The 14,374-nt window shown below is 70.7% G+C and carries 14 protein-coding genes; 8 read left to right on the plus strand and 6 right to left on the minus strand.

Features of this window, described 5'->3' with window-relative positions:
• The first annotated feature begins 71 nt into the window (after positions 1-71).
• On the plus strand, positions 72-1,466 hold the full coding sequence (locus tag AC1DP0_RS01180) for a pyridoxal phosphate-dependent decarboxylase family protein (protein ID WP_478082017.1): 1,395 nt from the start codon (positions 72-74) through the stop codon (positions 1,464-1,466).
• 13 nt (positions 1,467-1,479) lie between these two features.
• Here AC1DP0_RS01180 and AC1DP0_RS01185 read toward each other — a convergent pair whose 3' ends face one another.
• A complete protein-coding gene (locus AC1DP0_RS01185) occupies positions 1,480-2,835 on the minus strand; it encodes a wax ester/triacylglycerol synthase domain-containing protein (RefSeq protein ID WP_478082019.1) in 1,356 nt (451 codons plus the stop codon).
• A 409-nt stretch (positions 2,836-3,244) separates the two neighbouring features.
• On the opposite strand from AC1DP0_RS01185, the gene AC1DP0_RS01190 reads away from it, so the two are divergent.
• From AC1DP0_RS01190 to AC1DP0_RS01205, 4 genes are all read left to right on the plus strand, one after another.
• Positions 3,245-5,167, plus strand: coding sequence for a CARDB domain-containing protein (locus AC1DP0_RS01190; RefSeq protein WP_478082021.1), 1,923 nt, complete (start codon positions 3,245-3,247; stop codon positions 5,165-5,167).
• Positions 5,164-5,643 carry a hypothetical protein gene (locus AC1DP0_RS01195; RefSeq protein WP_478082023.1) on the plus strand — a complete coding sequence of 160 codons (480 nt, stop codon included), beginning with the start codon at positions 5,164-5,166 and terminating at the stop codon, positions 5,641-5,643. The genes AC1DP0_RS01190 and AC1DP0_RS01195 overlap by 4 nt, the downstream gene beginning before the upstream one ends.
• A gap of 202 nt (positions 5,644-5,845) precedes the next feature.
• Positions 5,846-6,763: a universal stress protein gene (locus AC1DP0_RS01200; protein WP_478082025.1), complete on the plus strand. Its 918-nt coding sequence runs from the start codon at positions 5,846-5,848 to the stop codon at positions 6,761-6,763.
• A gap of 42 nt (positions 6,764-6,805) precedes the next feature.
• Positions 6,806-7,699, plus strand: a complete 894-nt coding sequence (locus AC1DP0_RS01205) for a universal stress protein (RefSeq protein WP_478082027.1) — start codon at positions 6,806-6,808, stop codon at positions 7,697-7,699.
• Positions 7,700-7,780: 81 nt separating this feature from the next.
• Here AC1DP0_RS01205 and AC1DP0_RS01210 read toward each other — a convergent pair whose 3' ends face one another.
• The 3 genes from AC1DP0_RS01210 to AC1DP0_RS01220 form a co-directional block, all read right to left on the minus strand.
• A complete protein-coding gene (locus tag AC1DP0_RS01210; protein ID WP_478082029.1) occupies positions 7,781-9,055 on the minus strand; it encodes a nuclease-related domain-containing protein in 1,275 nt (424 codons plus the stop codon).
• Positions 9,056-9,192: 137 nt separating this feature from the next.
• A complete protein-coding gene (locus AC1DP0_RS01215; RefSeq protein ID WP_478082031.1) occupies positions 9,193-9,747 on the minus strand; it encodes a universal stress protein in 555 nt (184 codons plus the stop codon).
• Complete coding sequence (locus AC1DP0_RS01220; RefSeq protein WP_478082033.1) at positions 9,744-11,207, minus strand: MFS transporter; 1,464 nt, start codon at positions 11,205-11,207, stop codon at positions 9,744-9,746. The genes AC1DP0_RS01215 and AC1DP0_RS01220 overlap by 4 nt, the downstream gene beginning before the upstream one ends.
• A gap of 222 nt (positions 11,208-11,429) precedes the next feature.
• On the opposite strand from AC1DP0_RS01220, the gene AC1DP0_RS01225 reads away from it, so the two are divergent.
• Together AC1DP0_RS01225 and AC1DP0_RS01230 are read left to right on the plus strand one after the other, a co-directional pair.
• Entirely contained in the window at positions 11,430-11,873 is a 444-nt protein-coding gene (locus AC1DP0_RS01225; RefSeq protein ID WP_478082035.1) for a ChaB family protein, read from the plus strand.
• A gap of 134 nt (positions 11,874-12,007) precedes the next feature.
• Positions 12,008-12,931 (plus strand): universal stress protein, encoded by a 924-nt coding sequence (locus tag AC1DP0_RS01230; RefSeq protein WP_478082037.1) that lies wholly within the window; start codon positions 12,008-12,010, stop codon positions 12,929-12,931.
• Between the two features lie 97 nt (positions 12,932-13,028).
• Here the strand turns inward: AC1DP0_RS01230 and AC1DP0_RS01235 are convergent, their stop codons facing one another.
• Positions 13,029-13,451, minus strand: a complete 423-nt coding sequence (locus AC1DP0_RS01235) for an SRPBCC family protein (protein ID WP_478082039.1) — start codon at positions 13,449-13,451, stop codon at positions 13,029-13,031.
• Between the two features lie 120 nt (positions 13,452-13,571).
• Between AC1DP0_RS01235 and AC1DP0_RS01240 the strand changes: the two genes are divergently transcribed.
• Entirely contained in the window at positions 13,572-13,952 is a 381-nt protein-coding gene (locus AC1DP0_RS01240) for a VOC family protein (RefSeq protein WP_478082041.1), read from the plus strand.
• Positions 13,953-13,997: 45 nt separating this feature from the next.
• Here the strand turns inward: AC1DP0_RS01240 and AC1DP0_RS01245 are convergent.
• Positions 13,998-14,374 (minus strand): HIT family protein (locus AC1DP0_RS01245; protein ID WP_478082043.1); only part of this gene is annotated, 377 nt, incomplete at its 5' end.

Raw genomic sequence — 14,374 nt, forward strand, 5'->3', positions numbered from 1 at the left:
GCTCGACCTCGCCGGCCCAGGGCAGGCCGTCCTCTTGCGCATGCCCCACGCTGGGGAGGAGCGTGCGGGAGATGGACGTCGACCTGCATCAGCTCTTCACGCAAGCCGCTGTCGAGGGCGCCCGCCACCGAGCCACCGTCGCAGACCGACCGGTGCAGCCATCGTCCGACCGAGCTTCGCTGGAGGCAGCCTTCGGCGGCCGACTGCCGACGGAGCCGACCGATCCACGTCGCGTCGTCGACGACCTCATCGCTGCGGCGGGACCCGGCCTCGTCGGTACAGTCGGACCCCGGTTCTTCGGGTTCGTCATCGGAGGCTCGTCGCCTGCTGCGAGTGCGGCCGACATGCTCGCCGCCGGCTGGGACCAGTGTGCGTACAACGAGGTCCTGTCACCAGCGGCCGCGGCCGCGGAGCGTACCGCCGCCACGTGGACGAAGCAGCTGCTGGGGCTGCCCGGGTCGGCATCGGTCGGCTTCGTCACCGGCGCTCAGGCCGCCAACACCGTCGGCCTCGCGGTCGGACGTCAGCGCGTGCTTGCTGACGCCGGTTGGGACGTGGCGCGCGACGGCCTCTTCGGGGCACCGCGAGTCGCCGTGGTCGCGAGCGAGGAGCGGCATGCGACGATCGACCGCGCCGCCCGGCTGCTCGGTTTCGGCACGAGCAGCATCGAACCCGTCGCAGCAACCGCTCAGGGCGCCATGGACGTCGACCGTCTCCGCGCAGCCCTCGACTCTCTCCCCGGGCCGCTCATCGTCTGCCTCCAGGCGGGCAACGTGAACACCGGCGCCTGTGACGACCTCCGGACGGCGACGACCGTGGCCCATGACCGGGGAGCGTGGGTCCATGTCGACGGCGCCTTCGGACTGTGGGCGGCGGCGAGCCCTCGGACTGCCCGTCTCGTCGACGGCGTCGAGCTCGCCGACTCGTGGGGTACGGACGCCCACAAGTGGCTCAACGTCCCCTACGACTGCGGTCTCGCGTTCTGTGCGGACGCGCCGCTGCATGCGGCAACGATGTCGTATGCCGCCGCGTACCTCACCGGGTCAGGCTCCGTCTCCGACCCCGTCTTGGGCGATCTCACGCCCGAGTCATCCAGAAGGGCAAGGGGATTCGCGGTGTGGGCCGCGCTGCGTGAGCTCGGCTCGGACGGCGTGGCCGAGCTCGTGGACCGTTGCTGCGTCCTGGCCCGTCGGATGGCCCTTCGCCTCGAGGTCGGCGGCGCGAAGATCCACAACGACGTCGTCCTCAACCAGGTCCTGGTCAGCATCGGGGACCCCGGACGCACCGACGCGGTGATCGACGCCGTCCAGCGCGAAGGCACGTGCTGGGTCGGGGGCACGACGTGGCACGGCCTGCGGCTGATCCGCATCTCGGTGTCCAACGCCACGACAACCGAGTCCGACATCGACGTCTCCGCCGCGGCCATCCTGGCGGCTGCCTCTGCGGTGGACCGGTCCGCCGGCTGACCGTTCCGACGGCTCACTCGACGACTGAGGCGAGCCCCGCTAGAAGGTGCGCCGTGAGCGGAGTGTCGTCGGGCACCACGTCGGGATCGGTGACGACGGTGATGCCCAGCGTCCCGGCATACGACATGACGTCGAAGGTGACCGCGACGTTTCCGGGGGTCACGGCGACGGGTACCAGACGGCTGACGGTGTGCCCGCAGATCTGCCAGGGCGTGGCAGGTCCGCGGACGTTCGTGACGAACGAGTTGACGAGCCTCTGGTGGTCCACGAACCACTGCAGGGCGCCGAGCCGGGCGAGGCCCCGGAAGGCCATGCCGAGCGGGGCCGCCGAGGCTGCGCGCGGGCGCGAACGCTGATCGCGCGTCATGCAGGCGACCGCGTCGAGCCGGGTCTGGACGTCCACGTCGAGCGGGATCCGGAACGGGACGACTCCGCTCTCGTTGCCGAGCCGAGTGGCCTGCGCCGACGAGCGCGCCGAGTAGGGCACCGACAGGACCAGCGAGTCGACAGGTTCGCCGCGTTCCGCGAGGGTGGCGCCCATCGCCTCGGCAACGGCGGTCAGGACGATGTCGTTGACGGTGACGCCGCGCCGGTGGGCGGCTTGGACCACCAGCTCCGTCCGCACCTCCACCACGGAGATCCGCCGATGCGGCCCGGTGGGGCGGTTGAGCGACGTCCTCGCGCAGAGGCGGGGGCGGGTGCCGCGTATGCCCAGGTCGCGCATCCCGGCCCCGGCCGAGCGGGCCCGCGCGACCAGGGACGGCACGGAGGCCACGGCCGCCAGGCGCGAGCCCCACGCCTCGGCGGCCAGAGCGCGTCGCGTGTGGGCAGTGCTGGTCGGCAGTGGGTCTGGACGCGCCAGCCCGCTCGTGGCGTCCGTGATCGCGGCCAGCACTGCGAGGCCGCCGATCCCGTCGGCGAGGACGTGGTGAGCCACGAGGACGAGGGCTGCCCGGTCGGCCGCCAGGCCGGTGACCCAGTGAGCGCCCCAGAGCGGACGGTCGCGGGGGAGCCTGCGGCACACGAAATCCCCCGCCAGCTGCCAGAGCGCGTCGTCGCTGTCGACGTGGCTGAAGTCCAGATGCCGGTCGATGCGGTAGTCGTCGTCGCGGACCCAGTACGGCCGGCCGCACAGGAACGGCGCAGGACGCAGGCGCTCCCGCAGCCGCGGCACCGCTGCCGCGCCGTCGTCGATCGCTCGGGCCACCCGGGCTTCGGCCAGGAGCGAACCACCGTCGACGACGAGCACCGCGGCGATGTTCATCGGCGCGGCCCCGCGGTCGCTGGCCAGGGTGGTCAGATCGTTCGGCGTGGCCCGCTCGACAGCGCTGGCCCGAACCCGTCCAGGGCTCCGAGTCCGTGTCTCCATGGGTCGACGCTAGGCGGCTGCTCGCCCGGGCGGGCCGGCTTGCGGCGAACCCGGCGCCGCGGGCTGGGGCACCACCCAGCCGACTCCCAGCGTCTGCTGACCGACTCTTGACCTTCTGGCCCGTAGCCCACCCCGGACTTGACTCGTTGAGCCGTCGAGCGAGGACGCCTGTCGTCGCTCGACGGTCATTCGACCCGATGTCTCGGGGTGTCCTGCTGTACCGGATCCAGGAGTTGCGCACATGCGGCCGACCTTGCCCAGAAGAACCCGTTCACGAGCTCTCCCGCTCCTCACCGCGACCGCGCTGGTGGCCGCTGTCGGAGTGGCAGCTCCCGCGCTCGCGGCGACGCCGACCTCGGGGACGGTGTCGGACACGAGTACCTCCGTCCGATGGGGCTCGGGCCCCTTCGTGACCCCCAACGTCACGGGGGCGACGGGCGCCGTCACGTGCGCTCCCGACCTGTGCGACGACTTCGCGCTGCACGTCGCGACCCCGGCCGGCTACGGCGACACCCATCAGCTGACGATCAAGGTCGGCTGGCAGAACGCGGCGGCCGACTTCGACGTCTACCTCCTGGACCCGAGCGGCGCCGTCGTCGCGTCGTCCGCCTCGAGCTCGGACCCCGAGGTCATCGTCACCGCCCCGACGAGCGGTGACTTCACCGTGCGGGTCGTGCCGTACGCCCCACTCGGGGAGTCCATCACCGGGACCRCCACCCTCACGGACGTGCCCGCCAACCCCGCTCCGAGCACCGCAACGCCGCCCACGTTCAGCCAGTACGGCGCTCCGTCGTCGTTCGCCCGCGCCCACGACGCGGGTGAGCCGTCGATCGGCAGCAGCCACCCGACGGGGTCGACCTTCTACCAGGCTCTCTACGACACGTACAAGGCCACGTGGGACGACAGCGCCACCCCGTCGAAGGTCACGTGGTCCGACGTCTCGGCCAAGCCCGCCAACGGCTGCGCCACGGGCGGCTCGACGTCACTGGACCCCATCGGGTTCACCGATGCCAAGACCGGTCGCGTCTTCGAGAGCCAGCTCGCGGGCAAGATCTCACTCATGTGCTACTCGGACGACGAGGGCAAGACGTGGTCACCCAGCCAGGGCGGCGGCCTCAACTCCGGCGTCGATCACCAGACCGTCGGCGGCGGGCGCTACTCACCCAACGGCGTCGGCGCCCTCCCCACCTCGAGCTACCCGAACGCCGTCTACTACTGCAGCCAGGACATCGCCGACGCCAACTGCGCATCGAGCCACGACGGCGGCGTGACCTTCGGACCAGCCATCCCCATGTACTCCCTCCTCGACTGCGGCGGCCTGCACGGACACGTCAAGGTCGCGCCGAACGACGGCACCGTCTACGTCCCGAACAAATCGTGCGGCGGCAACCAGGCCGTCGCCGTCTCGGAGGACGGTGGCACGACCTGGTCCGTCCGCAAGGACCCGGCCAGCACGGCCGGTGACTCCGACCCCAGCGTCGGCGTCGGCGCCAAGGGCACCGTCTACATGGGCTACCAGGCCGCGGACGGCACGCCCCGCGTCGCAGTGAGCCGCGACAAGGGCAAGACGTGGACCGACGACCAGAACGTCGGGGCGAGCCTCGGCGTGCACAACACAGTCTTCCCGGTCGTCGTGGCCGGTGACGACGACCGCGCCTCGTTCGCCTTCATCGGGACGACGACGCCCGGCAACTACCAGGACGCGGCGAGCTTCAAGGGCGTCTGGCACCTCTACGTCTCGACGACCTACGACGGTGGCAAGAGCTGGGCCACGGTCGACACGACGCCGAGCGACCCGGTCCAGCGCGGCTCCATCTGCACGGGCGGCACCACCTGCGGCAACGATCGCAACCTGCTCGACTTCATGGACGCCACCGTCGACCGGACCGGACGGGTCGAGGTCGGCTACGCCGACGGCTGCACCGGCGCCTGCGCCCAGCCGGGCGGTGCCCAGAACTTCGACGCGTACGCCACCATCGCCCGTCAGCAGACGGGGAACACGCTGTATGCCGCTTACGACGCCCTCCCCAACCTGACCCCGACGACGATGTCCGTCACCAGGTCAGGCGGGCTGTACGCCACATCGACGACGGTGGCCAACACCGGCAAGGCGACGGCGCGAGGGGTCACGACCCGGCTCCTCGTCGACGGCGTCAACGTCGCCACGGCTGCGCCGGTCGACGTCGCGGCCGGCGCGTCGACGGCTGTCGCCTTCCCCGGGGTGCGGCTCGGCAAGGGCACTCACACGGTGGTCGTCGTCGCCGACCCGGACGGACGCATCCGCGAGTCGAACGAGTCCGACAACCGCCGGCAGACCCAGGTGACCCGGTGAGCAGGCCGACCCGGGCAGCCACAGCACGTGCGGCTCTCCTCGTCGCGACCGCGCTCGGGGCGGGTGTCGCTCTCGGCGGGTGCGGCGCGGACGAGATGGAGGCTGCGATGGCGGCGCCCGGCTCGAGTGCGACGTCGGCGGCCGTGGTGTGCGCCAAGGATGCGAAGCCGGTGAACCTGCCGGCCTCCTTCCCGGCGCAGGCGGCCGTGCCCGACGGGTACGTCGTGACCGGTGTCGAGGCCCGGAGCGCGGGACGGACCGTCGTCACCGCCGTCTCCTCCAAGCCGTTCACGCAGACGCTCGCCGACATGCAGCGCGCCTACTCGACCCGCGGGTGGACGGCCTCGGAGGGTGAGGTCGAGCACCGCGACGCCGAGTCCAACTTCGCCGGCAACGGGCTTCGCGGCCGGTGGGCCATCCGCGAGATCCCAGAGTGCTCCGACAACACGTCGGTGAGTGTGCTCATCGGCAAGTGACACCGAGCTGAGACGGCTGGACACCGGCTGACGCAGACTGACGCCGGCTGACACCCGGAGACGCCGATCCGATGGCGGGGCATGAGCGTGGCCCCGCCATCGGCCTGTCTGCGCTGTCACAAGTCGCTCCCGGACGCGCCGCGACGCGGGACGATGGAAGGGGCCGGAGCAGGCGCCCCGACCGCACGGGAAGGGGAGAGCGATGAACGCCGCAGTCAGCGGGGCGAACGAGACCATGAGCCACGGGATCGTCGTGGGCTACGACGGGTCCCCGGGATCGCGACTGGCCCTCGACTGGGCCGTCGAGACCGCGAAGCGCGATGAGCGCCCCCTCACCCTGCTGCACTGCGTCGGCCTGAACATGACACCGACCTTCCGCGCCTACGACCCGGGAGTGCAGGCGCACACCTACGACGAGATGGCCCGCGGAGTGCTGGCCGAGGCCATCGAGATCGCTGTCAAGACGTTGGACCGAGACGAGGTCCGCCCGCTCAGCGTCATCGGGAGCGCAGCCGCGGTGCTCGTCGACGCCTCGTCCCAGGCCGATCTCGTCGTGACGGGCTCGCGCGGGCACGGCGCCATCTCGGGTGGCCTGCTCGGCTCGACCTCGTATGCCGTGACCGCGCACGCCCACTGCCCCGCGGTGGTGGTCCGTGGCGACACGGTCGTCCACGCCGGCCCCTCGCATCCGGTCGTCATGGGCTTCGACGACTCGAAGAGCTCCCAGAAGGCGCTCGAGACCGCCGTCCAAGTCGCCGCCGCCGCGCAGGCCCCCCTGCACGTCGTGGCGGTCGACAACGTCGGTGGTCTGGAGGCGTGGCCGGAGTCCGACACGATCGTCGGACGTGAGGAGATGATCGACGACATGCACCGTCACGTCGGCGACACGCTGCGACACGCCGCGGACGACGCGCGCCGGGCACACCCCGGCCTCGACGTTCACACGAACGTCCTCGGCGGCGGCGCCGGCGCGGCGATCGCTGCCTACGCGGTCGACGTCAGTGCCGGCCTCGTCGTCATGGGCTCGCGCGGCCACGGCGGCTTCACGGGGACGCTCCTCGGGTCGGTCAGCCATCGTGTGATGCACGACGCTCCGTGCCCGGTCATGGTCATCCACTGATCCTGAGCTCTGCCCGATTCGACTGGCACCACAAGGTTTGCGATGCACACTCCCAGCTTCGCCGATGGTCAGGTGGTCGTGGGCTACGACGGGTCGGCAGCTTCCCAGCGAGCCCTCGTCTGGGCCGCAGCCGTTTCCCGCGCTCTCGGCGACGGCCTCAAGATCGTTCACGCCGTCGACCTGGACGTCGTGCCCAGACGTCGAGGTTCCGCGTTGCGACCGTTGAGCCCGTCGCTCGAGAGGGTGGCCGCGACGATGGTCGGCGGTCCGTCGACCTGGCCCGGTCGCCCACTGGCTCGGTCGCGGGTCCGGGCGGTGCATGCCTTCGGGGGTCCGGTGGGCGAGCTGGTCGACGAGTCGATGACAGCGGACCTCGTCATCCTCGGCACGCGGGGGCGAGGCAGGACCCGAAGCGCGCTCATCGGCTCCGTCTCGTCCGCGGTGGCCGCCCGCGCCTACTCGCCGGTGGTCGTCCTCCACGACCTCGGGCACTCCGCTCCCGGCGCTCGCCGCGACGTCCCCGTGCCGGGGCCGGAGTGCGAGGTCGTCTGCGCCCTGACCCCCGGCACGGGTGACGCCCACGCGAACAGGATGGAGCGGATCGTCTCTGCTGCAGCGAGGATCGCTGTCGGTTGCTCCGCGCTGCTACGCCTCGTGACCGTCCTGCCGCAGTCCGCAGCCGGTCCCGCCGGCCGCGCCGAGCCCCAGTCGAGTCCGTATGCCGTCGCCACCCTGGGCCTGACCCACCCGGACATGACGGTCGCGACACAGACGCTCTACGGAGACCCGGTCGAGGCGCTCACCGGGACGAGCCGCGAGTGCGGGCTGCTCGTCATCGGGGCTCCCCACGGGGGCGGGGTCGGTGCAGTCCTGGCCGGGACCCCGCCCTACCGGATCATCCATGACGCGACCTGTCCGGTCATGCTCGTCCACTGACCCACACGTGACCCGCCGTCAGTCACATCGTGCGGTCCGCCGGCAACACGGTGAGCAGCGCCTCGGCCAACCCGGTCACCTTCATCTCGGCAGCGCCTCGACAGCTCGCGCTTCCTGCTGGCTTGCACCAGGCGGATACGCGAACCGAAGCGTGATCACGAAAGGCTGACGCGCACGGCTCTTGGTCCTGCTGTCGCCGACGGACGTGTTCTTGGGCAGCCATGCCGAAACCTCGCCTGGCGTCACGTCGATTCTCGACGCCGTCAGACCGGTCGCGGCAAGTTGCACCCGAACGGTCTGCCCCGTCTCCACCGTCAGGTCCGCAGCCTGCGTCGAGTACCTCGGCTTGGACAGCCACCACGTGCATCTGTCGTCCCCGATCTGGGGCTTCTCCAAGACCGTCTTCGAGCCGGTGATCCTCTGGATGGTGGCCGTAGCGAGGGCGTGGCATTGCTTCACGGTCGGCGGCGGCGGAGTCCGTCCCGGCCCGACGAGGGGCGACGGCGAACCAGAAGTCGACAGGCTGAGTAGCTGCGGGAGGAGGCGTGGTCCGAGCTGGCTCAGGGCCATCAAGGCCAGGAGCCCGACGAGCGCYGACATCGTCGAGCCGCGACGGCGCCGCGGGCGACGACCCCTGCGGTTGACCGGCGTTCGCCGGATCGTGGGTGTGATGTGGGCGCGGCTTGCTTTCGCGTGGGAGCGCGAGTCCGGGCCGACGATGTCGGCGACCGTGAGCGAAGTCGCGTCGTCGCTGACACTCGGTTCCGCTGCCGCTGACGGATACCTGTGGTCCACCCGTCGTGCGAGCAGCATGCCTGCTTCCGCTTGATCGACCGGTGCCGGCTGCGCGAGCAGCCAACTCACGAGGTCGTCCTGAGGGATGATCTCGACGCCACGCACGCGCTGTCGATCGAACGCGGATGACTGGCGACCGGCCAGGGCGATCACCGGCACGACGGGTAGCCCGAGGCCCTTTTCCATCTCGGCAGCGAAACGGCTCACCATGTCAAGCTCGCGACCCTTGGGCGAGCTGCTGCTCGCGTGCTGCCAGACCGTGCCCTCGTGGACGCTCGTGCCGCCCGCCCAGTTCTTCGTGTCGACGAGGTAGACGCCCGAGGGGCCGATGACAATGTGGTCGAGGTTGGTCTGGCTGCGGCCCGGCCGCAACAGGCGATCGTGGTGGACACACCACCCCTCGGGCAAGCGGTTGAGCAAGGCAGCCACTCGCCGCTCTCCGTCGGCGCCCGCGGCCCACGCGCCGGCTTCGAGTTCCAGGGCGTCCGCCCGAACGCGCGCTTGCGCTGCCTGCGCCCTGAGTTCCTCGGCGCGCAGCTGCGCCGACCGTCCTGCTGCCATGCAACGCCCCCTGTGACCCTGTCGCCGGAGACTCTAGGCATGCCGCACGGGCCTCGGGCCCGAATTCACGCAATTTACACTGATTCGGGTCCCGAGACCGGGCCACACGGCATACGACCTCGGTGTGGAGCGGAGCCTCAGGGCGACGGCGGGTGCTGGAAGCCCGGCCTGCCGGCAGTCCCTGCAGCGCGCTCGACCGAGTGGCCCAACCGACTGGCGGCAGCGCCGAACGCACTCGAGCCGCGACCACCCAGCGCGGGCGGCACGACGACGACGGGGCAGTGCGAAGCCCGTGCGAGCCGGCTGCCGAGCCAGCGCGTCCCGACCTCGGTGGAGCGGCCGGCATCGATGACGATGAGGTCGGCCGATCGGCTCTCCTCGGCGAGGACCGCGCGCCGCTTGCCCGCGACGACGCGCGTCTCCACGAGGTGGTCGTGGCCGAGCACGTGCGCGACGTCCTCGGCCAGACGTGACTCCTCGACGCCTCGAGCGCTGTCGTCCGACACGACGGACGGCACGCGACCGCCGGTCGCGGTCTCGGGAGCGTGCGGCCGCCAGGCACGCACGGCCACCACGCGCCCGCCGCGCAGGGATGCCTCCTCGACGGCCCAGCGCAGCGCGCCGGGGGAGCCGCTGGTGGGACTGACCCCGACCACGATGGTGTGGGCCCGGGCGACGTCCGCGACGTTCACGCCACCGCCCCCGACTCCTCCGAGACCTTGCTCAACGGGTCGGCGATGTCCTCGAGTGACTTGCGCTCCGCGTCGATCCCGATGATCAGGGCCACGACGCCGCCGAAGATCATGATGACGGCTCCGGCGACATAGCCMCACGTCAGCGGCACGCGGTCCGTGCCGTCTCCGATGAGCGCGCCGTAGAGCACGGGGGCGATGGCACCGGCGCACTGGGCGACGACGAAGAAGTAGCTGATCGCCTGTCCGCGCACCTCGAGCGGGAAGATCTCGCTCACGGTGAGGTACGCCGCCGACGCCCCGGCCGACGCGAAGAAGAACGCGACGCACCAGAAGATGGTGTGCGTCGTCGCGGTGAGGATCTCGGCGTGGAACGCCCAGGCCGACACGAGGAGCACCACACCGGCGATGGTGTAGGTGCTGAAGATCATCTTGCGACGACCGATGGTGTCGAACAAGTGGCCCAGCAGCAGCGGCCCGAGCAGGTTGCCGGCGGCGAACGGGAGGAAGTAGAGGGACGTGTTGGCCTTGCTGATGCCGTAGAAGTTCGTCAGGACGAGCGCGTAGGTGAAGAAGATCGCGTTGTAGAGGAACGACTGCGTCACCATCATGGTGAGGCCGAGCATCGTGCGGCGGCCGTAGCGGCGCACGAAGACGTCCCACAGCACCTTGGCGCCCATGCGGTCCTCGGGCTTGACGAGGATCGCCTTGCTCTCGTCGACCTCCGGGATCTCGCCGCCCTCGCGGCGCACGCGCTCCTCGATCTCGTCGACCGTGCGCTCGGCCTCGTCCCCGCGCCCGTGGGTGAGCAGCCAGCGCGGGCTCTCCGGGATGTGGCGGCGCAGCCAGATGATCGACAGTCCCAGGATCGGGCCGATGAAGAACGCCAGACGCCAGCCGATGTTCTCCGCGACGTTGTCGGGGTTGAGCAGGTAGAGGTTCGCGAGGGCGCCGAAGAACGCGCCGAGCCAGTAGGTGCCGTTGATCGCGATGTCGACCCGGCCCCGGAAGTGCGCGGGGATGAGCTCGTCGATGGCCGAGTTGATCGCGGTGTACTCGCCGCCGATACCCATGCCGGCGATGAACCGGCACACCCAGAGGAACCACATGTTCGGGGACAGGCCGGCCAGGCCCGAGCCGACGAGATAGATGATCAGCGTGATGATGAAGAGCTTGCGGCGCCCGAGCCGGTCGGTGAGTCGGCCGAACGTCAGCGCTCCCACGACCTGGCCGACGAGGTAGATGGTGCCGGTGAGTCCCACCTGGGCGGCCGACATGCCGAGTGACTTCTGGAAGCCCGACTCGGACACGATCTGGATCTCGAGCCCGTCGAGGATCCAGGACACCCCCAGCCCGAAGACGACCGACCAGTGGAACTTCGTCCACGGGAGCCGGTCCATGCGCGCCGGCACCAGACTCCTGATGGCGCCGTCCGTGCGTTGTGCGACAGCTTCGCTCATCCCAACTCCTTCGATCCGAATCGCTGTGAACCGTCGGGTCAGGGCGTGCTGCGTGGCTCACGTCCTCGTGCGTCACGTCCTCACCGCGTGAACTAATACCCCCTCGGGCGCGACGCGCAACACATCGGCAGCAATCAGACGTTGTCGGACTTCACCGTGGGTACGTTGCCACTGCACGCGCGGCGCGCGGGTGCCGTGCGAGAGACGCCGAGGAGGCCCACCATGCCCGCAAAGAAGCGTTCCACGACGACGTCAGGGACCGACCTTCCCTCCACTCTCGAGCGGTCGTCGAAGAAGGCGCAGGACACGTGGCTGGCCACTCACGACTCCGCGGTCGAGGAGTACGGCGAGGGTGAGCGAGCCCACCGGACGGCATTCGCTTCTCTCAAGCACTCCTTCGAGAAGGTCGGGGACCACTGGGAGGAGAAGGACCACAAGGGCCCGAGCGACGCGCAGGCCGCCCGCAAGGGCGCAGCGGCTCGCGCCGGGGGCGCGGGAGACACCGCGGGAGGTGTCGACGCGAATGCATCGAAGAGCCACCTGCTCGATGTCGCGAAACGGTTGGACGTGCGCGGCCGGTCGCGGATGACCAAGAGCGAGCTCGTCGAGGCGATCCAGAAGGCGAACGACCGGGCCACGGCTGCAGCGCGGAAGAGCGACGCCTAGCGGCAACGGATCGGCTCGACGTTCGGGCCCCTGTCTGAGTGCTCACAAACCCACACCTTCACCTTCGCCCGGGCGGGAGGATGGAGATGGCCGGAGCAGTGGCCCGGTCCCGGGACCCAGTGAAGGGGTGCGCGATGAACGCCCAGACACCGACCTTGCACGGCATCGTCGTCGGCTACGACGGCTCGGCGGCGTCACAGCTCGCCGTCGGGTGGGCCGCAGAGACGGCTCGTCAGCAGGGCAAGCACCTGACCCTGGTGCACAGTGTCAACCTCGCCGGCGTTCCGGCGTTCCCGGCCCTGGACTTCTCGCAGCTCGAACCTTCGCTAGAGCACGCCGCCAAGGCCCTCGTCGACGAGGGCGCGGAGCGGGCCAGCACGACGCTCGACGCCTCGCAGGTCGAGACGCAGTACTGGCTCGGGAGCGCCGCCGCCCAGCTCGTCGACGCCTCGAGGGACGCCGAGCTCCTCGTCGTCGGCAGCCGCGGACGCGGTCGCCTCACGGCCGGGCTGCTCGGCTCGACGTCGTATGCCGTCGCGGCGCACGCCCAGTGCCCCGTGGTCGTCGTGCGCGGGCCGGAGGGCGAGGCGCCCGACGACGCGCCCGTCCCGCCGCGGCCCGGCCGCGGACACGACGTCGTCGTCGGCGTCGACGACTCGGATGCCTCGGATCGTGCCGTCGACGCCGCCGTCGAGGTCGCCGAACGCGAAGGCGCCGTGCTGCACATCGTGCGCGTCGCCCACTCGCCGTCGATGGAGGCCTGGGCCTACGCCGAGACCGCCAAGGGCGGCACGGAGGAGACCCACGCGATCCGGGACCACGCCGAGCAGTCGGTGACGCACGCGGCCGACCGCGTCCGGGCGCTGCACCCGAAGGTGATCGTCACGACGGAGGTGCTCTACGGATCCCCCGGACAGGCGCTCGCCGACCTCGGAGCGACGGCAGGTCTGATCGTCGTCGGATCCCGCGGGCACGGCGGCTTCACCGGCATGCTGCTCGGGTCGGTCAGCCACCGCGTCATCCACGACGCCGCATGCCCGGTCATGGTCGTCCGCTGACCGCAGTCCCTGCTGACGAAAGTCCTTTGACGGGAAGGACGCTCACGACGAGAGGCAAGCCCACGTCGAGAGGCGACCCCATGGGGAGACGGTGGCCTCAGGCAAGCGACTGGGCAAAGCGTCCGAGGGCGGCATCCCACCGCGACTTGTCCCCGGCGCCGTCCTCCGCGATGCCCTGACCTTCGTGGTAGAGGTCGACGCGGGTGCCGTCACCGTCCGGCTTGAGCTGGAGGTCGACGATGCTGAGCGGACCGTCCTCATGGGGGTGCCACGACACGCGTACCTGCTCCATCGGGTGGTAGCTGCGGACGACCCCGTGCGGCCCGTCGGTGCTGTGCCACGACTCACCCTTGCTGCCCAGGGTGACGCCGGGGCCGAGGAGGGCTTCCGTGCCGCGGGGGCTGATGAGGTGACGCCAGACCTGGTCGACCGGGGCACCGACGGTCAGCGTCGAGTGCACACCCGCGGGAGACCCCTCGAGCTCGGCGTCCTCCGGGATCGACTGCGTTGAACTGCTCATGGGCACCTCCGGGTCGTGCGGACCGGCCCCTGATGGGCCGGACCCACCACAGACAGTCGACCAAAGACTGGCCCGGATGACAATGGCTCGGCGCGACGTCTTCCCGCCTACGCTCGGAGGATGATCGACCACTTCGGCATCAACTGCGCGGACTTCGCCGCGAGCGCCCGCTTCTACGACGAGGTGCTCGGTGTCCTCGGCTACGCCCGGCAGATGGACGTCGGCATGGCCATCGGATACGGCACCGAGGGTCATCCCGACTTCTGGATCACCCGGTGGGAGGCCGACGTGCCCAACCGCGAGATGCACTGCGCCTTCCAGGCCGAGAGCGTCGAGGCGGTGCGGGCCTTCCACGCCAAGGCGCTGGAGCTCGGTGCCGAGTCGCTGCACGAGCCGCGACTCTGGCCGGAGTACCACCCGGGCTACTACGGCGGCTTCGTGCGCGACCCCGACGGCAACAACGTCGAAGCGGTCTTTCACCGGGCCGGCCCCGAGGCCTGAGGGTCGCCGACGAGCGCGACGTGCCGAGCGGGAGGTGCCGCCCCGTCAGCGCAGGGGCTCGCCGCTGCTGACGTGGACGTGGAGGTGCTTGGAGTCCTGGTAGCGCCCGAGGTTGGTGATCACGGCGGCGGCTCCGTGCTGGCGCTCTACGTCGCGTGCGACTCGCTGGACGACCGCGAGCAGGTCGCGCACGTCCTGCTCGTCCGCGGCCGTCAACGTCGTCAGCGAGTCGAGGTGCCGTTTGGGCACGACGACGACGTGCACCGGCCAGAAGGGCCGGGTGTGGTGGTAGGCGAGCACTGTCGGCATCTCGAGGACGATGTCGAGCGCTGCGACGTCCTTGAGCGCCACATCGCAGTAGAAGTCGTCTCCGCTGTAGGCCGACGGCATGGTCACCCCTGGAAGCCCGCTCGGCGAAGGGC

The organism is Terrabacter sp. P5_B1, from assembly GCF_056400505.1.

What these genes read in the sequence shown, in the direction of transcription:
- AC1DP0_RS01180 (WP_478082017.1), top strand. Translation starts at nt 72, where the DNA reads ATGGACGTCGACCTGCATCAGCTCTTCACGCAAGCCGCTGTCGAGGGC.
- AC1DP0_RS01185 (WP_478082019.1), bottom strand. Translation starts at nt 2,835, where the DNA reads ATGGAGACACGGACTCGGAGCCCTGGACGGGTTCGGGCCAGCGCTGTC.
- AC1DP0_RS01200 (WP_478082025.1), top strand. Translation starts at nt 5,846, where the DNA reads ATGAACGCCGCAGTCAGCGGGGCGAACGAGACCATGAGCCACGGGATC.
- AC1DP0_RS01205 (WP_478082027.1), top strand. Translation starts at nt 6,806, where the DNA reads ATGCACACTCCCAGCTTCGCCGATGGTCAGGTGGTCGTGGGCTACGAC.
- AC1DP0_RS01225 (WP_478082035.1), top strand. Translation starts at nt 11,430, where the DNA reads ATGCCCGCAAAGAAGCGTTCCACGACGACGTCAGGGACCGACCTTCCC.
- AC1DP0_RS01230 (WP_478082037.1), top strand. Translation starts at nt 12,008, where the DNA reads ATGAACGCCCAGACACCGACCTTGCACGGCATCGTCGTCGGCTACGAC.
- AC1DP0_RS01235 (WP_478082039.1), bottom strand. Translation starts at nt 13,451, where the DNA reads ATGAGCAGTTCAACGCAGTCGATCCCGGAGGACGCCGAGCTCGAGGGG.
- AC1DP0_RS01240 (WP_478082041.1), top strand. Translation starts at nt 13,572, where the DNA reads ATGATCGACCACTTCGGCATCAACTGCGCGGACTTCGCCGCGAGCGCC.